At 74.1% G+C, this 18,629-nt stretch carries 20 protein-coding genes and 1 riboswitch; of the genes, 8 read left to right on the top strand and 12 right to left on the bottom strand.

Annotation, left to right across the window (positions count from 1 at the left end; all coding sequences use genetic code 11):
• The first annotated feature begins 1 nt into the window (after position 1).
• Both F4556_RS27755 and F4556_RS27750 read left to right on the top strand, forming a co-directional pair.
• The gene (locus F4556_RS27755; RefSeq protein ID WP_313068712.1) at positions 2-1,324 is read left to right on the top strand and encodes a DUF58 domain-containing protein; all 1,323 of its coding nucleotides are present in this window, start codon (positions 2-4) and stop codon (positions 1,322-1,324) included.
• A 37-nt stretch (positions 1,325-1,361) separates the two neighbouring features.
• A complete protein-coding gene (locus F4556_RS27750) occupies positions 1,362-3,770 on the top strand; it encodes a transglutaminase TgpA family protein (protein WP_184920737.1) in 2,409 nt (802 codons plus the stop codon).
• A gap of 77 nt (positions 3,771-3,847) precedes the next feature.
• On the opposite strand, the gene F4556_RS27745 is transcribed toward F4556_RS27750, so the two are convergent.
• The 3 genes from F4556_RS27745 to F4556_RS27735 form a co-directional block, all read right to left on the bottom strand.
• Positions 3,848-4,231 (bottom strand): SCO2097 family morphological protein, encoded by a 384-nt coding sequence (locus tag F4556_RS27745; RefSeq protein WP_184920735.1) that lies wholly within the window; start codon positions 4,229-4,231, stop codon positions 3,848-3,850.
• 272 nt (positions 4,232-4,503) lie between these two features.
• Entirely contained in the window at positions 4,504-5,256 is a 753-nt protein-coding gene (locus F4556_RS27740; RefSeq protein ID WP_313068710.1) for a methyltransferase domain-containing protein, read from the bottom strand.
• 71 nt (positions 5,257-5,327) lie between these two features.
• Positions 5,328-5,831 (bottom strand): SAV_6107 family HEPN domain-containing protein, encoded by a 504-nt coding sequence (locus F4556_RS27735; RefSeq protein WP_184920733.1) that lies wholly within the window; start codon positions 5,829-5,831, stop codon positions 5,328-5,330.
• A 539-nt stretch (positions 5,832-6,370) separates the two neighbouring features.
• Here F4556_RS27735 and F4556_RS27730 point away from each other — a divergent pair.
• The gene (locus F4556_RS27730) at positions 6,371-7,018 is read left to right on the top strand and encodes a DUF4126 domain-containing protein (RefSeq protein ID WP_184920731.1); all 648 of its coding nucleotides are present in this window, start codon (positions 6,371-6,373) and stop codon (positions 7,016-7,018) included.
• A 7-nt stretch (positions 7,019-7,025) separates the two neighbouring features.
• Here F4556_RS27730 and sigJ read toward each other — a convergent pair whose 3' ends face one another.
• Positions 7,026-7,910, bottom strand: a complete 885-nt coding sequence (gene sigJ / locus F4556_RS27725) for an RNA polymerase sigma factor SigJ (protein WP_184920729.1) — start codon at positions 7,908-7,910, stop codon at positions 7,026-7,028.
• Between the two features lie 143 nt (positions 7,911-8,053).
• On the opposite strand from sigJ, the gene F4556_RS27720 reads away from it, so the two are divergent.
• Positions 8,054-9,439 carry a phytoene desaturase family protein gene (locus F4556_RS27720; protein ID WP_184920727.1) on the top strand — a complete coding sequence of 462 codons (1,386 nt, stop codon included), beginning with the start codon at positions 8,054-8,056 and terminating at the stop codon, positions 9,437-9,439.
• Between the two features lie 7 nt (positions 9,440-9,446).
• Here F4556_RS27720 and F4556_RS27715 read toward each other — a convergent pair whose 3' ends face one another.
• Positions 9,447-9,803 (bottom strand): tetratricopeptide repeat protein, encoded by a 357-nt coding sequence (locus F4556_RS27715; RefSeq protein ID WP_184920725.1) that lies wholly within the window; start codon positions 9,801-9,803, stop codon positions 9,447-9,449.
• A 126-nt stretch (positions 9,804-9,929) separates the two neighbouring features.
• Here F4556_RS27715 and F4556_RS27710 point away from each other — a divergent pair, with 126 nt between their 5' ends.
• Complete coding sequence (locus F4556_RS27710; protein ID WP_184920723.1) at positions 9,930-10,184, top strand: DUF2630 family protein; 255 nt, start codon at positions 9,930-9,932, stop codon at positions 10,182-10,184.
• Between the two features lie 7 nt (positions 10,185-10,191).
• On the opposite strand, the gene F4556_RS27705 is transcribed toward F4556_RS27710, so the two are convergent.
• Entirely contained in the window at positions 10,192-10,893 is a 702-nt protein-coding gene (locus F4556_RS27705; protein ID WP_184920721.1) for a hypothetical protein, read from the bottom strand.
• Positions 10,894-10,980: 87 nt separating this feature from the next.
• Positions 10,981-11,895, bottom strand: a complete 915-nt coding sequence (gene metF / locus F4556_RS27700) for a methylenetetrahydrofolate reductase [NAD(P)H] (protein WP_184920719.1) — start codon at positions 11,893-11,895, stop codon at positions 10,981-10,983.
• 151 nt (positions 11,896-12,046) lie between these two features.
• On the opposite strand from metF, the gene F4556_RS27695 reads away from it, so the two are divergent.
• Entirely contained in the window at positions 12,047-13,153 is a 1,107-nt protein-coding gene (locus F4556_RS27695; protein WP_313068707.1) for a polyprenyl synthetase family protein, read from the top strand.
• Here F4556_RS27695 and F4556_RS27690 read toward each other — a convergent pair.
• The 5 genes from F4556_RS27690 to F4556_RS27670 all read right to left on the bottom strand — a co-directional run bounded on the left by F4556_RS27690 (position 13,150) and on the right by F4556_RS27670 (position 17,052).
• Complete coding sequence (locus F4556_RS27690; RefSeq protein WP_184920717.1) at positions 13,150-13,914, bottom strand: class I SAM-dependent methyltransferase; 765 nt, start codon at positions 13,912-13,914, stop codon at positions 13,150-13,152. The two genes, F4556_RS27695 and F4556_RS27690, sit on opposite strands and share 4 nt — an antisense overlap.
• Positions 13,911-14,762, bottom strand: coding sequence for a DUF6454 family protein (locus F4556_RS27685; RefSeq protein ID WP_184920715.1), 852 nt, complete (start codon positions 14,760-14,762; stop codon positions 13,911-13,913). The genes F4556_RS27690 and F4556_RS27685 overlap by 4 nt, the downstream gene beginning before the upstream one ends.
• Before the next feature lie 104 nt (positions 14,763-14,866).
• Complete coding sequence (gene thiE, locus F4556_RS27680; protein ID WP_184920713.1) at positions 14,867-15,508, bottom strand: thiamine phosphate synthase; 642 nt, start codon at positions 15,506-15,508, stop codon at positions 14,867-14,869.
• On the bottom strand, positions 15,508-15,867 hold the full coding sequence (locus F4556_RS27675; protein WP_184920711.1) for an Rv2175c family DNA-binding protein: 360 nt from the start codon (positions 15,865-15,867) through the stop codon (positions 15,508-15,510). The genes thiE and F4556_RS27675 overlap by 1 nt, the downstream gene beginning before the upstream one ends.
• Positions 15,868-15,888: 21 nt before the next feature.
• The gene (locus F4556_RS27670) at positions 15,889-17,052 is read right to left on the bottom strand and encodes an NAD(P)/FAD-dependent oxidoreductase (protein WP_184925266.1); all 1,164 of its coding nucleotides are present in this window, start codon (positions 17,050-17,052) and stop codon (positions 15,889-15,891) included.
• 101 nt (positions 17,053-17,153) lie between these two features.
• Positions 17,154-17,265, top strand: a riboswitch (TPP riboswitch).
• On the opposite strand from F4556_RS27670, the gene thiO reads away from it, so the two are divergent.
• Positions 17,262-18,413: a glycine oxidase ThiO gene (thiO, locus tag F4556_RS27665; RefSeq protein WP_184920709.1), complete on the top strand. Its 1,152-nt coding sequence runs from the start codon at positions 17,262-17,264 to the stop codon at positions 18,411-18,413. Its footprint overlaps the riboswitch before it by 4 nt.
• A complete protein-coding gene (thiS, locus tag F4556_RS27660; RefSeq protein ID WP_184920707.1) occupies positions 18,410-18,628 on the top strand; it encodes a sulfur carrier protein ThiS in 219 nt (72 codons plus the stop codon). The genes thiO and thiS overlap by 4 nt, the downstream gene beginning before the upstream one ends.
• Position 18,629 lies beyond the last annotated feature (1 nt).

Genomic DNA, 18,629 nt, shown 5'->3' with positions numbered 1-18,629 from the left:
GGTGCCCCAGCCCGACAGTCCGTCCGGCCTGCGCACCGGCCTGCGCGGGCTGACCACCCGGGGCCGTTCCTTCCTGGCCGCCGGTTTCACCGCCGTGCTCTGCGCCTACGTCTTCGGGCAGGACGCGCTGCTCCAGATCGGCGTGCTGCTCGCCGCCCTCCCGCTGGCCGCCGCCGTGCTGCTGGTCCGCACCCGCTACCGGGTCGCGGGCGGCCGCCGGCTCAGCCCGTACCGGGTGGCGGCCGGGCAGGAGGCCCGGGTGCACCTGCGCCTCGACAACGTCTCCCGGGTGCCCACCGGCCTGCTGCTGCTGGAGGACAAGGTCCCGTACGTGCTCGGGCCGCGCCCGCGCTTCGTGCTGGACCGGGTCGAGCCGCGCGGCTTCCGCGAGGTCTCCTACCGGGTCCGCTCCGACCTGCGCGGGCGCTACCCGCTCGGGCCGCTCCAGCTCCGGGTCGCCGACCCGTTCGGGATGTGCGAGCTGACCAGGTCGTTCGCCGCCTCCGACGTGCTGACCGTGGTGCCGCAGGTGCAGAGCCTGCCCGCGGTCCGGCTGGCCGGCGAGGCGTCCGGGCACGGCGACTCGAACACCCGCACCCTGGCGCTGGCCGGGGACGACGACGTGATCCCGCGCGAGTACCGGCACGGGGACGACCTGCGCCGGGTGCACTGGAAGTCCACCGCCAGGTACGGCGAGCTGATGGTCCGTCGGGAGGAGCAGCCGCTCAAGGCCCGCGCCACCGTCCTGCTGGACACCCGGGAGATCGGGCACCGGGGCAGCGGCCCCGCCTCCTCCTTCGAATGGGCCGTCAGCTGCGCGGCCTCGGTCGGCGTGCACCTGATGGAGCGCGGCTACCGGACCAGGCTGCTCACCGACACCGGCCTGGCCGTGCCGGGCCCGGAGAGCGGCGTGATCGCCTCGGTCGGCGAGGCCGCCGGGCTGCTGCTGGACACCCTGGCCGTGGTCGAGCAGTCCGACGGCGGCGGTCTCGGCCGCGCCGAGGAGGTGCTCAGGCTCGGCGGCGAGGGCGTCATCGTGGCGGTCCTCGGCTCGCTGGACGACGAGCAGGTGGCCCGGCTCGGCCGGCTCCGCCGCCGGGCGGGCGGCGCCGTCGCCATCCTGCTGGACACCGCCACCTGGGCCGGGCTGCGGCACATCCTGCCGGACGCGCCCGACCAGGACGCCACCGACCAGATCCTGCGGCTGCGCGAGGCCGGCTGGACCGTCCTGCCCGCCCGGGCCGGCGACTCCGTCCCCGCCCTCTGGCGGCTGGCCGAGCGCACCGCGGGCCCCGCCCCGTACCAGAGCGGGGCCGGCTCATGACCGGCCTCCGCACCACCCGCCCCGAGGAGCCCCGCACGTGACCACCCGGGCGAAGTTGACGCTCTACTCGGCGCTGGCCACCTCGCTGGTGACGTTCTGTCTGCTCCCGCTGGTGCGGCCGAGCGGCTGGATCGGCGAGGCCTTCGTCATGATCGCGGCCGTCGGCGCGGCCGGCGCCGCCCTGCGCAGGCTCTCGGTCGCCCGCGCCCTGCAGGCCTCGCTCCAGCTGCTGGTCAGCCTCTACGTGCTGCTCCTGCTGACCGTGCAGTCCGCGATGGACTACTCGGTGCTGCCGGGGCCGCGCGCGCTGGACGCCCTCGGCACCCTGATCTCCACCGGGATGAAGGACGTCCAGCAGTACACCATCCCGGCCCCCGACTCGGCCGGCATCACGCTGATCCTGGTCGGCTCGGTCACCCTGATCGCCGTCCTGGTGGACACCCTCGCGGTAACCTTCCGCAAGGCCGCGCTGGCCGGGCTGCCGCTGCTCACGCTGTACTCGGTCGGCACCGGCATCGGCGCCACGGACGCCGCCTGGCTCTGGTTCCTGCTGGCCGCGCTGGGCTACCTGCTGCTGCTCAACGCCGAGGGCCAGGACCGGCTGTCCCGCTGGGGCCGGGTCTTCCACGGCAGCTCGCAGGACGGCTCCGGCGGCATCTCGCAGAGCGGCCACCGGATCGGTCTGCTGGCCCTGGCGACGGCCGTGGCACTGCCGCTGCTGGTGCCCTACACGGACCTCGGCCTGATCGACCGGGGCGGCGACGGCCCCGGCAACGGGTCGGGCCGACAGGTCACCTCGCTCAACCCGGTGGTGGCCCTGACGGCCAATCTGAACCGCCAGGACAACGTGGAGATGCTCCGCTACCGCACCGACTCCCCGCTGGGCAGCCAGCTGTACCTGCGGATCGGCGCCCTGGACAGCTTCGACGGTGTCCAGTGGAAGTTCTCCGAGCAGCACCTGCAGCCGATCCCGAACCCGATGCCGCCCGTCCAGGGCCTCGGCCAGGACACCGCGGCCGACACCTTCGACACCAACATCCGGATCTCCGACAAGCTCAGCACCGAGTGGCTGCCGATGCCGTACCCGGCCCAGTCGGTCAGCCTCAAGGGCGACTGGCGGTACGAGCCGAGCACCCGCTCGGTGGTCGGTGACCGGGGCCAGAAGAGCGGCGGCGTCAACTACGACGTGACCAGCCTGGCGGTCGAGCCCGGCGCGTCCCAGCTGCGCGCCGCCGGGCCCGCCCAGGCCGATCTGGCGAAGCGGTACACCGCCCTGCCCGACACCCTGCCGCCGGTGGTCGCCGAGACCGCCCGCCGGGTGGTCGCGGGCAAGAACAACCCGTACGACCAGGCGGTGGCCCTGCAGAACTGGTTCACCTCCAAGGAGTTCACGTACAGCCTCAAGGTGGACGCGGGCACCGGCAACGAGGCGATCACCAAGTTCCTGCAGAACAAGACCGGCTTCTGCGTGCACTTCGCCGCCAGCATGGCGGCGATGGCCCGCACCCTGGGCATCCCGGCCCGGGTCGCGATCGGCTTCGCCCCCGGCTCCGACCAGGGCCAGAGCACCTTCATCGTGCGCAGCCAGGACTACCACGCCTGGCCCGAGCTGTACTTCCCTGGCTCCGGCTGGCTGCGCTTCGAGCCGACCCCCACCCGGGGCAGCAGCCCCGGCTACACCTCGGAGAAGGTCACCCAGCCGACCGCCGCCCCGAGCGCCCAGCCCAGCGTCACGGCCGACCCCGGTGCCTCCGCCGCCCCCAGTGCCAGCAGCACCTGCACCGGGCAGCAGCAGCGCCAGGACGCCTGCGCGGACGAGAACGCGGTCGCGTACAAGCCCGAGGAGCCGCTGCCCTGGTGGCTCTCCTGGCCCGCGCTGACCGGGCTGCTGGCCGTCCTGGTGGTACTGGCCCTGCTGGCCACCCCGATGCTCTGGCGGATCGGCCAACGCCGCCGCCGACTGGGGGCCGGCCGCCATCTGGCCGGCGCCCCCGAGCTGACGGACCACCAGGTGCTGGCCGCCTGGGAGGAACTGATCGACACCGCCTGGGACCTGGGCATCCCACCGGACGACTCGCGCACCCCGCGCGGCACCGCGCACCGGATCGCCGAGGCCGGCGGGCTGGACGCCCCGGCCACCGCGGCGGCCGGCCGGGTGGCGCTGGCCACCGAGCGGGTGCTGTACGCCCGCGCGGCCGCCCCGGAGCTGCCGCTCGGTCCGGACGTCCGGACCGCCACCGAGGGCCTGCGGGCCGCCGCCGGGCGGCGCGGCCGGGCCAGGGCGGTCCTGCTGCCCGCCTCCGCGGCGCGGCTGCGCTGGCGGATCTCCGACCGGCTGCTGTCCGTCCAGGACGCCGTCCGGGACCGGACCGGACGGGCCGTCGCGGCCGTCCGCCGGCTGCCCGGGCTGCGCCGGATCGGGCGAGGCCGGCGGGGCGGGTCCTGACCGGGCTTGCGGACAAAGCCGAGGGCGGGCAGTCGAATCGACTGCCCGCCCTCTCCAGCTCCGTACTTCCGGCCGGCTCACATTCCGTCGTGTTCGTCCCGACGGCGTTGCCAGCGCTGCTCCATCCGGTCCATCACACCGGCCTTCCGGCGCGGAGCAGGGGACGCCTTGGGTCCCGCTCCCTGCCCGGCCGGACCACGCTTCCAGCCGGTAACGGCGAGGACCGCGCAGCCCAGCATCACCAGGAACCCGACGACGCTCACCCAGATTTGCTGGGCGACCATGCCGCCCATCAGGAGAGCGATACCCACCACGAACCCTGCGGCGGCCTGGTAGACCCTCCGACGGGTGTAGGTGCGCAGCCCGGTTCCCTCAAGCGCTGACGCGAACTTGGGATCTTCGGCGTACAGCGCTCGCTCCATCTGCTCGAGCAGTCGCTGCTCGTGCTCCGAGAGCGGCACGGAGTCCTCCTACTACTCGTCGGTCGCGGGGCGACCGGTCCGCCACCCCTGGCTGGGCCTGTGTCGTCCATATGCCCCATGCGCCTGGCTGTCATGCTTTCCGGCTTTACCCAGATCATACGGTCCGAGCGGCCGGATCGGGATGGTCACGCGTCCGTGGCTCCGGCCACGTTCGTTCACCCGACTCGAAGCTGACCAACGCTGGAGCCCCCCGACAAGTGCCCGGATCGTCGGAATGACTTGAACCGGGCGGGTGAGCCGGGCGGGGCCGGTCAGACCAGCGCGGCCAGAACGTGCAGCTGAGTGGCCACGGCGTGGAACGCGGGCTGCTCGGCGGCGGCCTGCTCCAGCTTGAGCAGCGCCTCCATCGCGCCGGGCTCGGTGTCCACCAGGACACCGGGGACCAGGTCCGCGAAAACCCGGACGCCGTGCACCGAGGTGACGGCGAGACCGGCCGCGACGGCCAGCTCGCCCAGCTCCTCGACGCTGAACCGGCGGGGCATCGGGTCCTGCGGGCCCCAGCGGCCGTCGGGGGCGTCCAGTACGGCCCGGGCGTCGTTGAAGTGACCCGCCAGCGCGCGGGCCAGGACGGCGCCGTTCCGGTTCGCGGCCAGCAGGCTGACCAGGCCGCCCTTGGCCAGCGTCCCGGTCAGGCTGCCCAGCGCCTCGGCCGGGTCGTCCACCATCTCCAGCACGCCGTGGCAGAGCACCGCGTCCACCGTGCCGGGCTCGACCAGCTCCGGCAGGGTCTGGGTGTCGCCCTGGACGGCCCGGACCAGCTCGGTGACCCCGGCCTCGGCGGCCCGGCGCTCCAGCGCGAACAGCGCGTCCGGACTCGGGTCGACCACCGTCACCCGGTGACCGAGCCGGGCGACCGGCACGGCGAAGTTGCCCGTGCCCCCGCCGGTGTCGAGCACCTCGAGCACGGGCCGGCCCAGATCCCCGGCCCGCTGCTCCAGGGCGGCTCGCACCACCTCCCACACCACGGCGGTACGCAGGGCACTGCGAGGACGGGTCGGGTACACGGTGGAGGCTCCTCACCACAGCGATGTCACTGAACGCCACCACCTTAGGCCCTCCGCCCGGGGTACCCCGCTCAGCTCGCGTCGAGTGGTAGCGGCTGGTCGGGGTGGAGGTCGAGCAGGCGCTGGACCAGGCGGAGGTAGAGGGCCGTGTTCCGGATCAGGTCGTCCGCGTCGCGGGCGCTGGCGGCGTGCCGGATGCCCGCCTCGGCGGCCGCCCGGCGGCGGGCCCCGGCGGCGAAGTAGGCGGCCCACTCGGCCAGTTCGGGTGCGACTTCGGGCAGCACCTCCCAGGCGCTGCGGATCGCCTGCCGCCGCCGGGTGCGCTTCTCCGGGCGCCCCCGGACGGCCAGCACGGCGGCGGTGGTGCGCAGCGCGGCCAGGTGCGCGGTGGCGTAGCGCTGGAGCGGGTCCTCGTAGTGGCGGGACTGGATCAGGGTCAGTTCGGCGTGCCGGAGCAGGTCCAGTGCGGCGGGCGGTGCGGCGGCCCGTCGCGGGACGGGGTGGATGTCGGCGCCCCGGATCGGCCGGGCGGGCGCGGGCAGCAGTGGGGCGGTCTCGGGCTGACTGATGGTCATACGATCCCCCGGTCCACGGCGGTTGACCCGGGCCGGCTTGACCCGAGCCCCTCCATCGTGAACCGCGGCACTGACAATCCGGGCGCGAGCGTGCAAAGGCGCCCCCGCCCGGCCGGGCGGAGGCGCCTCGCACGTGGTCCCCCCGTTTCCCCCGTGGTGACCCCCGTGTTCCCCCGTGCCACCCCTCCGCCGGACATTCCCCCCGTGACCCCGGTCCGCCGCCCCGTGTCGGCGGTCCGTGGCCGGTGTCCGGCTTCGGTGTCGCGGCCCGAGGTGCCCGCCGGTCCCCCACAGTCCGTGGGCGGGTCGGGCCGCTGCCGGGAGCGGAGCTGACGGTCCGTCGTCCCGGGTGCCCCCAACTCTGCCGTTTCCGCAGGTCGGGGGCCATCCGCTGAAGTACTCAAGTGATGATCTGAGTATCCGTACTCACCTTTCGGCGACCCGGAACCGCGCCCGCCCCCACGACGTCCTGACCCGCCGGGAGAGCTACCGGATACGGTGACCCCCGGACATCGACAGACTCCACGGAGGGGGAACGGATGAGCGTCGTCCCGTTGGTCTTCACCAGCGGCTGGGCGAGCGGGATCAACGCGTACGCGGTGGTGCTGCTGCTCGGGCTGCTGGGCCGGTTCGGCGGCGCGGACTCGGTGCCGCCGACGCTGGAGCGCACCGACGTGCTGATCGCCGCCGCCGTGCTCTTCCTGTGCGAGGCGGTGGCCGACAAGATCCCGTACGTGGACTCGGTCTGGGACGTGATCCACACCGTGATCCGGCCGATCGCCGGTGCCACCATCGGCGCGCTGCTGGCCGGCCAGGACCCGGGTTCGCTCGGCGAGGTGGCGGCCGGCGCGATGGGCGGCACCACCGCGCTGATCAGCCACGGCATCAAGGCCTCACTCCGGATGGCGATCAACACCTCGCCCGAGCCGGCCAGCAACATCATCGCCAGCATCACCGAGGACCTCTCGGTGGCCGGGCTGGTCACCCTGGCGATCTTCCACCCCTGGCTGGCCGCCTCGGCCGCCGCCGTCCTGATACTGGTCGGCGCCCTGCTGGTCTGGTTCGCGGTCTCCCGGATCCGCCGCTTCCTGGTCCGCCGCCGCGAGCGCAAGGCCGACCGCGCCGCCGCCCACCAGCCGGTCCCGGCGGCAGGCGACGGCAGCGGAGCGACCCGCGTCCCGTACTGACGGAGCCTCAGCCGGTCAGGAAGGACACGTCGATCCCGGCCAGCCGGTCGGGATCGACCAGCAGGTTGATCTCGGTGATCCGACCGTCCCGGACGGTCACGCCCATCACCGAGTACGCCTTGTCCGCCGGCAGGCCGATCAGGCCGACCGCGCCGTTGACCAGCGCCAGCCGGGAGTACGGGGCCATCGCGGAGAACATCAGCGCCTGGCTCGCCACCGCCTGCGCCCCGCGGATCAGCCTGGACGCGCCCGCCAGGCCGCCCGCCCCGGTGTCGGCGCGGAGCACCACGTCCGGGTCGAGCACCGCGAGCAGCGACTCGAAGTCCCCGGCCCTGGAGGCGGCCATGAACGCCTCGACCACCACCCGCTGCCGCCCGAGGTCGGTCTCCGGGACGGCCGCGCCCTGCACCTTGCGGCGGGCCCGGCTGGCCAGCTGCCGGGTGGCGGCGGGCTCCCGGTCGACGATCGGGGCGATCGACTCGAACGGCACCGCGAACATGTCGTGCAGCACGAAGGCCACCCGCTCGGCGGGCGGCAGGGTGTCCAGCACCACCAGCATCGCCAGCCCGACCGAGTCGGCGAGCAGCGCCTGCTGCTCCGGGTCCACCACACCCAGCTCGCCGACCACCGGGTCCGGCACGTGGCACTCCAGAGCGTCCTCCCGACGGGACTTGCGGGCCCGCAGCTGGTCCAGGCAGACCCGCCCGACCACGGTGGTCAGCCAGGCCGGGAGGTTCCGCACCTCGGTCACGTCGGACCGCTCCAGCCGGAACCAGGCCTCCTGGACGGCATCCTCGGCCTCGTTCAGCGAGCCCAGCATCCGGTAGGCCACGGCCCTGAGTTGGGCCCGCTCCGCCTCGAACCGCTCGGCCAGCTGGTCCAGGTCGCTCATCGGTCACATCCGCTCGTCGGGATCCGTCGGTGCTGTGTACGGACCGAACTGACGATATGACAACAAAAGGCGCAGCAGGGTGGTTTTCGACAGTCCGGACCACCCGCCCGACCGAGGCCGCCGACCGCATAGGATCGGGCACCATGGCACGGATCGTCATCATCGGCGCTGGAATGAGCGGTTTGGCCGCCGCCGCACGGCTGGCCACCCTGGGGCACCGGGTGACGGTCTGTGAGGCCGGGCCGACGTACGGCGGGGAGGTCGGCCGGTACGAGCGGGACGGCTACGCGTTCGACACCGGGCCCACCCTGCTCGCGCTGCCCGCCGTCTACCGCGACCTCGCGCTGAAGACCGGCAAGGAGCCGCTCGAACAGCTGGTCGCGCTCACCCCGGTCGAGCCGGAGAGCCGCCACCTGTTCCCGGACGGCACCGACCTGGTGCTGCCGAACGCCTCCCGGGGCGGCGTGGCCCAGGCCCTGGACACCGCCTTCGGCCCCGGCTCCGGCGAGCGCTGGAGCGAGGTGATGAACCGGGCCCGTACGGTCTGGGAGGCCACCCGCCGCCCGCTGCTGGAGGAGCCCCTCCCGGCCGATCCCACCCCGCTGCACACCGACCCCTACCCCACCGCCCCCCGCCGCGGCCTGGCCCGGCTGCGCCGGACACCCCCGCACACGGTGGCCGGGGTGGCGGCCACCGAGCTCGGCGGCGCAGGACCGACCGCGCTGCTGTACGAGTACGCGCTGCGCTTCGGCCTCGACCCGCGCACCGCCCCGGCCGGGGCGACCGTGCTGGCGTACATGGAGCAGTCCTTCGGCGTCTGGTACGTCGGCGGCGGGATGCGCGCGCTGGCCGACGCGGTGTTCCGCCGGTGCGAGCAGCGCGGGGTGGAGTTCCACTTCGGCACCGCCGTCACCGAGGTGCTCGACGCCGACGGCCGGGTCACCGGGGTGGCCGCCGGGGAGCGCCGGTTCGAGGCCGACGCCGTGCTGTCCGCCCGCGCCGAGGACCTCCCCGCCACCCGGCCGGGCCCGGCCCGGCTGACCGTGCTGCTGGCGCTGCGCGGCGAGCGGCCGCCGGGCACGGCCGTCCGCACCGTGGTGCACGCCGGGGACAGCGCCGCCGAGCTCCGTTCGCTCTTCGACGCCGCCGAGTTCCCCCGTAACCCGACCGTCCAGGTGCACCGGCCGGACGACCCGGCGCTCGCCCCGGCGGGCCACGAGGCGGTCACCCTGACCGTCACCGTCCCCCCGGGGGCGGCGCCCGAGGGCTACCCCGAGCACCTGCTCGACCACCTCGCGGCGGCCGGGCTCGACCTGCGCGACCGGGTCCACTGGAGCGAACCGCTCGCCCCCGGACGGCCTCAGCCGCTGCCCTCGCTGGCGGGTGCCGGCGGCGGCTTCCTCAGCCCGCCGAACGCGACCGGGCTCACCGGCCTGTACCGGATCGGCGCGGCCGCCCACCCCGGCGGCGGGCTGGCCCGCGCCGGGATGTCGGCCTCGATCGTGGCGGGCCTGGTCGGCCCGGCCTGACGGACCCTCAGTCCGCCAGGTTGGCGGCCTGCACCACGTACACCGCGCCCTCGGCGCCGCCCTCGCCCATCGCCCGGGCCAGCTTGCGGTAGCGGGCCGCCTGGTCGGCCTCGCCCCGGCGCTCCAGGGTGCGGGCGAGCACCTCGTACGCCCAGCCGTTGCCCGGGTCCAGCTCGATCAGCCGCCGGAACGCCTGCTCCGCCCGGCCGAGCTGGGCGCTGTGGAAGTAGGACCGGGCGAGCAGCTCGGCCGCGGCCCGGCTCGAAGGGTCGGCCTCGACGATCGGGGTGAGGATCTCGGCCGCCCCGGCGTAGTCCTTCGAGTCGAAGAACAGGGTGGCCCGCTGGAACTCCTGGTAGCTCATGGGGGTGGGTCTCCTTCCGCTTCCGGCGACGTCAACCGAAGCGGCCGTCCGGGTGTTCCCGGCATGCGCGGGGCCGGGCGCGGACCGAGGATGAGCGGTGTCCAGCCCGTACCCAAGGAGGCCCCCATGACCGGCCAGGAGAACGCCGACATCCTCGGCTCGATCGGCAAGCTGGTGGACGCCGAGAAGCAGCTGCGCGCCCGCATCGCGGACGGCACCGCCGACGAGGCGTCCGCCCGGGAGGACCTGGCGGCGCTGGAGATCAAGCTCGACCAGTGCTGGGACCTGCTGCGCCAGCGCCGGGCCAGGACCGAGTTCGGCGAGGACCCGGGCACCGCACGGGTCCGCCCGGCCGCCGAGGTCGAGGGCTACGAGTCCTGACGGGCGGTCAGATCTGCTGCTGGTAGTTCCAGTTCTGCTGCTGCTCCGGCTGCTGCTGCTCGGGCTGGTACTGCTGTGGGACGGCCGGCTGCTGCCACTCCTGCTGCTGGGGGTAACCCTGGTCGTAGTACGGCTGTTGCTGCTGCGGCTGGGCGTACTGGTCCTGGTACTGCTCGTAGCCGTACTGCGGCTGCTGGTAGCCCTGGTCGTAGTAGGGCTGCTGGTAGTACGCGGCGGCGTAGACGCTCTCCTCTGCGGCCGGATCCGCGACGGGCTCGGCGGCCAGTTCCTGCATCTGCTCGAACTCGTACGCCACCGGCGCCTGTTCGGGCTCGATCGGGCCGACCTCACCGACCTGCTGGACCACCTCGGCGGCCGCCTCGGGCTCGCCGCCGGTGGCCGCGCTGAGCAGCGGCACCTTGGCCAGCGGGCCCGGCAGTTCACCGTCGGCGCGGCGCAGCGACCAGCCGTCGACATAGCCGCGCTTGACCGAGAGGGTGACCAGCAGCTGGCCGGCCGCGAACAGGGCGGCCCCGGCGCCGATCACCAGCACCGAGGAGAGCGCCATCCCGGCGACCACGGCGAGGAAGCCGCCGAGGGCCACCGCGCGCCAGTGCAGCGGGGCGCGGCTCTGCAGCAGCAGCTCGGCGATCAGCCAGAGCGCGACCACCGCGAGCGCGGCGTACAGCAACAGGAACCCGATGCCCATACCGTGACCTCCGACGTCACCGATCCCCGCGCGTTGCGGGCGACTGTACAGGCTCGGCGGTCCTGGGCCCACATCCCCTGCCCGATCTCAGCGCTGGTGCAGACCGAGGTTCTGGTAGATCTCCAGGGTCGCGGTGGAGTGGTTGAGCGTGATGAAGTGCAGGCCGGGCGCGCCCTCGGCGAGCAGCCGCTCGGCCATCGCGGTGGCGTGCTCGATGCCGATCGCGCGGACCGCCTCCGGGTCCTCGGCGACCGCCTCGAACCGGCGCTGCAGCTCGACCGGGAAGGCCGAACCCGAGAGCTGCGGGAAGCGGGTGAGCTGCCGGATGTTGGTGACCGGCATGATCTCCGGGATGATCGGCGTCGAGCAGCCCGCCGCCTCGACCCGGTCGCGCAGCCGCAGGTAGTCTTCGACCTCGAAGAACATCTGGGTGATCGCGTAGTCGGCGCCGGCCCGGCACTTGGCCACGAAGTGCCGGATGTCGTCGTCCCAGCTCTCCGAGCGCGGGTGCATCGACGGGAAGGCCGCCACCCCGACGCAGAAGTCGCCGATGCTCTTGATCAGCTCGACCAGCTCGTACGCGTACTCCACGCCCTGCGGGTGCCGGACCCACTCGCCCTCGGGGTCGCCGGGCGGGTCGCCGCGGACCGCCAGCACGTTGCGGACGCCCTCGTCCGCGTACTGGCCGATGATGTTGCGCAGCTCGGCGATCGAGTGGTCGACCGCGGTCAGGTGCGCGACCGGCGTCAGCGTGGTCTCGGTGGCGATCCGGCCGACCAGGTTGACGGTCCGTCCGCGCGAGGAGCCGCCCGCGCCGTACGTCATGCAGACGAAGTTCGGGTCCAGCGACTCGACGCGGCGGATGGCGTCCCAGAGCTTCGCCTCACCGGCCTCGGTCCGCGGCGGCATGAACTCGAAGGAGAAGGAGCGGTCGCCTGCCGCCAGCAGGTCGCGGACGGTCTCCGCCCGGTCTGTTCTGGTGGAGGGGATACCGAGTGCCATGTTGGCAGACTAGCCGGGTGCACAAAGGGCCTGACAATCGCGGTCCACTTGTTGAGACACCGCTGCCCCGTTCGGCGGACGGGCACACACCTGGTGTTGACCCGGCCCGGTTAGGCTGACCGTCACCCCCTCCTCGACCCCGGAGTCCATCGTGTCCTCGCCCACCGCCCGGCCGGTCAGCCCCATCGACGTGGAGGACGTCCGCGAGCGCGTCAACGCGGCGCTGGCGGTCTTCATGGCCGAGCAGACCGAGCTGCTCGCCACGGTCTCCGCGCAGCTGACGCCCGCCGCCGACGCGCTGCGCGAGTTCCTGCTGGACGGCGGCAAGCGGCTGCGGCCCGCGTTCTGCTACTGGGGCTGGCGCGGGGCGGGCGGCGCCGCCGGCTCCGCGGGCATCCCCCGGGCCGCCGCCGCGCTGGAGCTGCTCCAGGCCAGCGCCTTGGTGCACGACGACCTGATGGACCGCAGCGACACCCGGCGCGGACTGCCCTCGATCCACCGCAGGTTCGAGGCCCTGCACCGCGAGCGCGGCTGGCGCGGCGACCGGGAGCAGTACGGCGCCTCGGCGGCGGTGCTGCTCGGCGACCTGCTGCTGATCTGGTGCGACGAACTCTTCCTGCGCTCCGGCCTGCCCGCCGAGCGGGTGCTGGCCGCCAAGCCCGCCTTCGACCTGATGCGCACCGAGGTGATGGTCGGTCAGTACCTGGACGTGCTGGAGCCGGTCGCCGGGGACTCCGCGGACGAGGGTGCGCTGGAGCGGGCGCAGACCGTCCTGCACTACAAGTCGGCGAAGTACACCATCGAGCGCCCGCTCCAGGTCGGCGCCCTGCTGGCCGGGGCGAGCCCCGAACTGGTCGCCGCCTACTCGGCGTTCGGCCTCCCGCTGGGCGAGGCGTTCCAGCTCCGCGACGACCTGCTCGGCGTCTTCGGCGACCCCGCCGTCACCGGGAAGCCCGCCGGCGACGACCTCCGCGAGGGCAAGCGCACCCTGCTGATCGCCCACGCCATGCGCGGCCTCTCCAAGGCGGACGCCCACCAGCTGGACGAGCGGCTCGGCGCGCCGGACCTGACGGCCGAGGAGGTGCCGGTGCTGCGGGGCCTGGTGGAGAAGAGCGGGGCCGCCGAGACCGTCGAACACCGGATCGACGAACTGATGGCCCAGTCCCTCGCCGCCCTCGACGCGGCCCCGCTGGCAGCGGGCCCGGCCCGGGCCACCCTGCTCGCCCTCGCCGAGGCGGCCACGGTCCGCAAGTACTAAGCAGCGTCGCCGAGCAGGGTGGCGATCAGCCGCGGGTGGCCGTCGACCGTCAACTGCGCGGTGTCGCCGCTCTCCCGGAGCCCGGCCCAGCCGGCCAGCCGCCCGAGCCCCGCCGGGCTGAACCCCCAGAGGTGGACGTCGTCGCCCTGGGTCGCCTCGCCGGGGGCCAGCACCCTGACGTCGGCCGCCTCGGAGGTCGCCCCCGGCATCCCGTACGTCTCCACCAGCAGCCGCCCGCCCGGGGCGAGCAGCCCGCCGAGCACCCGGAGCACGCCGAGCGGGTTCTCCACCCGGTGCAGCATCCCGCAGCAGTACACGAAGTCGAAGCGCTCCCGCTCGCCCGCCAGGTCCAGCGCGTCCGCCTGCCGGTACTCGACCTTGGAGCCGAGCAGTCCGTGCACCGCGCGGAACGCCGCTCCCCCGGTCAGCTCGACCTCGAAGCGCTCCCGGGCCAGCTGCTCGAACTGCTCGTTGTCGACCGCCAGCACCCGCGCGGCGCCCCGGTGTTCGGCCAGGAAGGCGTAGAACCCGTCGCAGGTGCCGACGTCCAGCACCCGCAGACCGCCGAAGTCGGCGGGCAGGTACGGCAGTCGGTACCGGTGGTCCCTGGCCACCCCGGGCGTGTAGATCCCGGCCGCCCGGTTCAGCGCGAAGGTGTGGAACCAGAGCGGGACTTCGCGCAGCACCCGCTCGCACTCGGCCGGCGCGGCCCCGACCGGCAGCAGGTCGGCCACCTCCCGCTCGGCCGCGCCGACCGTCACAGCACCGTCTCCAGCACCAGCAGGGTGGACTCGCCCGGCTCGTCGGAGTCGTCCGGGACGGCGTACATCCGCAGCCGGTCCCCGGCCATCTCCAGGTGGGTGGCGTTGTAGGTGACCACCCGGCCGGTCGGCGAGAGCGTGGTGACCGGCACCTCGTGCCGGACGTCGCCGGTGGCCAGGTCCAGCAGCGCGATCCCGCCGAGGCCGAACACCCGGCCCGCGCCGTCGGGGTACTCGGCCACCCCGGTCCAGGAGACCAGGCCGTCCTCGACCTCCACGCAGTCCTGGAAGTCCACGTAGTGCGAGCGCATCGGCATCTCCCGGACCAGCTCGCCCCGTTCGGTGAGGACCAGCACCCGGCGGCCGCCCCAGGTGATCGCGTGCAGCAGCCCGGTGGCCGGATCGCGGGAGACCCCGCCCAGGTGCTCGGGGTAGCGGAACATCTCGGTGACGGTCGAACTCACCGGGTCCACCCGGTACATGACGGAGTGCGAGCCGGGCCGGTACTCGGCAACCGGCACCCAGAGCGCCTCGCCGTCCCAGGCGATCCCGCCGACGTGGTACATGTCGCCCTCGCCGAGCTCCCACTCGCGGAGCAGCTGCCCGTCCGGCGTCAGCTCGAACAGGAAGCCCCGGCCCCTCCCGGCGGTCCGGTCCAGGCCGTCGACCGGCGGGTCCAGCCGGGTGGTCGGCTCCAGGATCTGCACGCCGCTCAGGTAGAAGGTCTCGCCGACCCGGTCCAGGCCCTGCGGGTGGTGGCAGGTGAAGCCGATCGGGATCTTCGCCACCACGTCCCAGCTGTTCGCCCTGGTCAGCCGTCCGATCGCCGCGTTCACGCCGAGCGCCATGGAGTTCACCTTCCGGGTAGCCCCCTCCCGGGAAGCTAACAGCGGAGCGTGATCGGCCGCCTGCGGAGCGTCTCCACCGGCGGCCGGTCGGGTGAAGCCGGGTGCTACCGCCGGATCCGGCGGGCCAGCTCCGCGGCGGCCGCGCCCGGGTCCTCGGCGGCGGTGATCGCGCGGACCACGACGACGCGGGTGGCACCGGCCGCCAGGACCTCGTCCAGGTTGCCCAGGTCGATGCCGCCGATCGCGAACCACGGACGGTCCGTCACGGCCTTGGCCGCGTACGAGACCAGCCCGAGGCCGGGCGCGTACCGACCCGGCTTCGTCGGGGTCGGCCAGACCGGGCCGGTGCAGAAGTAGTCGACGCCCGGCTCGGCGATCGCCGCGTCGACCTCGGATTCGGCGTGGCAGGACCGGCCGAAGATCACGTCCGGGCCGAGGATCGCCCGCGCGGCGGGCACCGGCAGGTCGTCCTGGCCGAGGTGCAGGACGTCGGGGCGGGCCGCGTGCGCGACGTCCGCCCGGTCGTTCACCGAGAAGAGCTTGCCGTGCCGGCGGGCGGCGTCGGCGAAGACCTCCAGGTACTCGAGCTCCTGCTTGGCCTCCAGGCCCTTGTCCCGGAGCTGGACGATGTCCACCCCGTTGGCCAGCACGGCGTCGAGGAACTCCGGCAGGTCGCCCTGCTCGCGGCGGGCGTCGGTGCACAGGTACAGCCGGGCGTCGGCCAGCCGCGTGCGGGCGTCCGTCATCAGATCAGCTCCGCCTGGGCACGGCGCTTGACCTCGGTGCCGCGGTTCTCGACCAGGGCCTCGATCGGGCTGCCGGGCAGCGAGGGCTGCTCGGTGAACAGCCAGTCGATGATCTCGGCGTCGGTGAACTTGGCGTCCCGCAGCAGGGTCAGCGTGCCGGAGAGGTGCTTGACCAGGCCCGGGCCGTCGATGAAGGCGGCGGGCACCTGGAGGGACTTGTTCGGGCCGCGGCGGACCGCGATCAGCTTTCCGGACTTCACCATGTCGCGGACCTCGGTGACGGGGACACCCCACTGCTCACTGATGTCGGGCAGGTACATCCACGCGGGGACCAGGGCTTCGATCTTCTCTGACGTCATCTCGCTCACGGCACCAGAATCTCACAGCGGATTCGGGCCGATCGCCGCCTTCAGCTGCACGGACGGGTCCGCGGCCGCCACCGGGTCCAGCGGCACCCCGCGCTCGATCAGCTTCTTGGCCTGGTTGACGTCGCGCGGCCGGTCCACCGAGAGCAGCCCGGTCAGCCGCCCGTCCCGGAGCCAGAGCACCGTCCAGGCCGGGTCCTCGGCCGAGCCGCGCCAGAGCATCAGGTCGCCCCCGGCGTGCCGCCCGGCGTACTGCACCATCCGCCCGAACTGCTCCGACCAGAAGTACGGCACCGGGTCGTACGGCGTGCCCGCCCCGAGCACCGAGGCGGCCACCGCCCGGCCGGACTGCAGCGCGTGGTCCCAGTGCTGCACGTTCACCCGGGTGCCCAGCCGGGCCGACGGGTACGAGACGCAGTCGCCCGCCGCCCAGACCCCGGGCAGCGAGGTCCGCAGCTGATCGTCCGTCAGGATCGCCCCGGCCCGGTCCAGCTCCACCGGGGAGCCGGCCAGCCAGCCGGTCGCGGGGCGGGCACCGATGCCGACCACCACCTCGTCGGCGGCCAGCTCGGTGCCGTCGGCCAGCAGCACCGCACCCGGCTCCACCGCCGCCACCCCGACACCGCAGCGCAGCTCCACCCCGGCGTCGGCGTACCACTGCGTCATCAGCCCGCCCAGCTCGGCGGGCAGCGCTCCGGCCAACGGCGTCGCGGCGGCCTCGACCACCGTCACCCGGCAGCCGAGCTGCCGGGCCACCGTCGCGGTCTCGGCGCCGATCCAGCCCGCGCCGACCAGCACCAGGTGCCGCCCGGGCCGCAGGCTCGCGCGCAGCGCCAGCGCGTCGTCGAGGGTGCGCAGCGTCCGGGCGCCGGGCAGGGTGACCGGCTTGGCGCCGGTGGCGATCACCAGCGCGTCGTACGGCAGCGAGCCCCGGTCGGTGTGCAGCAGGCCGGGCTCGAGGCCGGTGGCCCGACGGCCCGGCATCAGGTCGACACCGGCCCAGTCGATGTCCAGCGTGGTGCTGTCGCGCTGCCCGAGCAGCACGTCCTTGGAGAGCGGCGGCCGGTCGTACGGCAGCTCCCGCTCCGCGCCGAGCAGCCTGATCGGCCCGGCCCAACCCCCCTGCCGCAGGGCCAGCGCGGCCTGCGCGCCCGCCATGCCGCTGCCGACCACGATCATCTGGTCCCCCGTCAGCTCTGCCACACGGCCACCCTACCCACCGGAGTCGTCCAGCCCTCGAACAGCGACCTCCGGGCTGCCTGAACACGGGGATATGGTGGGTGCCGTTACACGGGAGCCCGGTGCACCGGGCTGAGAGGCGGGCCGAGACAGCCTGCGACCGTCCGAACCTGATCCGGGTCATACCGGCGAAGGGAGAGCGAAGTACTTTGACACGCACCGAAAGCGACGTCCTGGTCATCGGCGGCGGCATCATCGGCCTCGCGGTCGCCTGGCGGACCGCCCAGCGCGGCCTCCGGGTCACCGTGGTGGATCCGGAGCCCGGGCGGGGCGCGGCCCAGGTCGCGGCCGGCATGCTGGCCCCGGTCACCGAGCTGCAGTACGGCGAGGAGCCGCTGCTCCGGCTGGGCATGGCCTCCAACGACCGCTACCGCGACTTCGTCGCCGAGCTCGCCGACCTGACCGAGCTGGACACCGGCTACCGCGAGACCGGCACGCTGGCCGTCGCGCTGGACTCCGACGACCGGGCCGAGCTGCGCGAGCTGCACGGGTTCCAGCAGCGGCTGGGCCTGGAGTCGCACTGGCTGACCGGCCGCGAGTGCCGCAAGCTCGAACCGATGCTGGCCCCGGGCGTCCGGGGCGGCCTGCACGTGACCGGCGACCACCAGGTGGACGGCCGCCGGCTGGCCGCCGCCCTGGTGCTGGCCTGCGAACGCTCCGGCGTCACCCTGCACCGGGCCTCCGTCACCGAGCTGCTGCTGACCGGCGACCGGGCCACCGGCGTCCGGCTGAGCTCCGGGGAGCGGCTGACGGCCGCTCAGCTGGTGCTGGCGGCGGGTCCGCAGAGCCACCTGCTGCCCGGCCTGCCCGCCGGGGTGCTGCCGCCGGTCCGGCCGGTGAAGGGGCAGGTGCTGCGGCTGCGGATCCCGGAGCGGTACGCGCCGTTCCTGTCCCGCAACGTCCGGGCCGTGGTGCGCGGGCAGCACATCTACCTGGTGCCGCGGGCCGACGGCGAGCTGGTGATCGGCGCGACCAGCGAGGAGCTGGGCTACGACACCACCGTCACGGCGGGCGGGGTCTACGAACTGCTCCGGGACGCGCACGAGCTGGTCCCCGGACTGACCGAACTGCCGCTGGTGGAGACCGGCGCGGGCCTGCGGCCGGGATCGCCGGACAACGCCCCGCTGCTCGGCCCGACCTCGCTGCCAGGGCTGGTGGCCGCCACCGGTCACTACCGCAACGGCGTGCTGCTCACCCCGGTGACCGCCGACCTGATCGCCGAGCACCTGGCCACCGGCGCCGTCCCGGCCCTGGCCGCCCCCTTCTCCCCCAGCCGCTTCGCCCCGAAGGCCGCCGCATGAACGACATGACCGAGCTGACGCTGACCGTCAACGGCGCCCCCCGCCAGGTGCCGCCGAGCACCACCCTGGCCGAGCTGGTCGCCACCCTGAGCACCGCCCCGACCGGGGTGGCCGCCGCGCTGAACGAGGCCGTCGTGCCGCGCTCCGCCTGGGGGACCACCGCACTCGACGCGGGCGACCGGGTCGAGATCCTCACCGCAGTCCAGGGAGGCTGAC

It is taken from the genome of Kitasatospora gansuensis (assembly GCF_014203705.1).
In the GTDB taxonomy this organism is placed as follows: domain Bacteria; phylum Actinomycetota; class Actinomycetes; order Streptomycetales; family Streptomycetaceae; genus Kitasatospora; species Kitasatospora gansuensis.
This window is presented reverse-complemented; position numbering and strand designations above follow the sequence as displayed.

Bases quoted from the DNA above. Each gene is read 5' to 3' on its own strand.
- F4556_RS27735 (WP_184920733.1), bottom strand. From the start codon at position 5,831: ATGACCATCAGTCAGCCCGAGACCGCCCCACTGCTGCCCGCGCCCGCC.
- F4556_RS27730 (WP_184920731.1), top strand. From the start codon at position 6,371: ATGAGCGTCGTCCCGTTGGTCTTCACCAGCGGCTGGGCGAGCGGGATC.
- sigJ (WP_184920729.1), bottom strand. From the start codon at position 7,910: ATGAGCGACCTGGACCAGCTGGCCGAGCGGTTCGAGGCGGAGCGGGCC.
- F4556_RS27720 (WP_184920727.1), top strand. From the start codon at position 8,054: ATGGCACGGATCGTCATCATCGGCGCTGGAATGAGCGGTTTGGCCGCC.
- F4556_RS27715 (WP_184920725.1), bottom strand. From the start codon at position 9,803: ATGAGCTACCAGGAGTTCCAGCGGGCCACCCTGTTCTTCGACTCGAAG.
- F4556_RS27710 (WP_184920723.1), top strand. From the start codon at position 9,930: ATGACCGGCCAGGAGAACGCCGACATCCTCGGCTCGATCGGCAAGCTG.
- F4556_RS27705 (WP_184920721.1), bottom strand. From the start codon at position 10,893: ATGGGCATCGGGTTCCTGTTGCTGTACGCCGCGCTCGCGGTGGTCGCG.
- metF (WP_184920719.1), bottom strand. From the start codon at position 11,895: ATGGCACTCGGTATCCCCTCCACCAGAACAGACCGGGCGGAGACCGTC.
- F4556_RS27685 (WP_184920715.1), bottom strand. From the start codon at position 14,762: ATGGCGCTCGGCGTGAACGCGGCGATCGGACGGCTGACCAGGGCGAAC.
- thiE (WP_184920713.1), bottom strand. From the start codon at position 15,508: ATGACGGACGCCCGCACGCGGCTGGCCGACGCCCGGCTGTACCTGTGC.
- F4556_RS27675 (WP_184920711.1), bottom strand. From the start codon at position 15,867: ATGACGTCAGAGAAGATCGAAGCCCTGGTCCCCGCGTGGATGTACCTG.
- F4556_RS27670 (WP_184925266.1), bottom strand. From the start codon at position 17,052: ATGATCGTGGTCGGCAGCGGCATGGCGGGCGCGCAGGCCGCGCTGGCC.
- thiS (WP_184920707.1), top strand. From the start codon at position 18,410: ATGAACGACATGACCGAGCTGACGCTGACCGTCAACGGCGCCCCCCGC.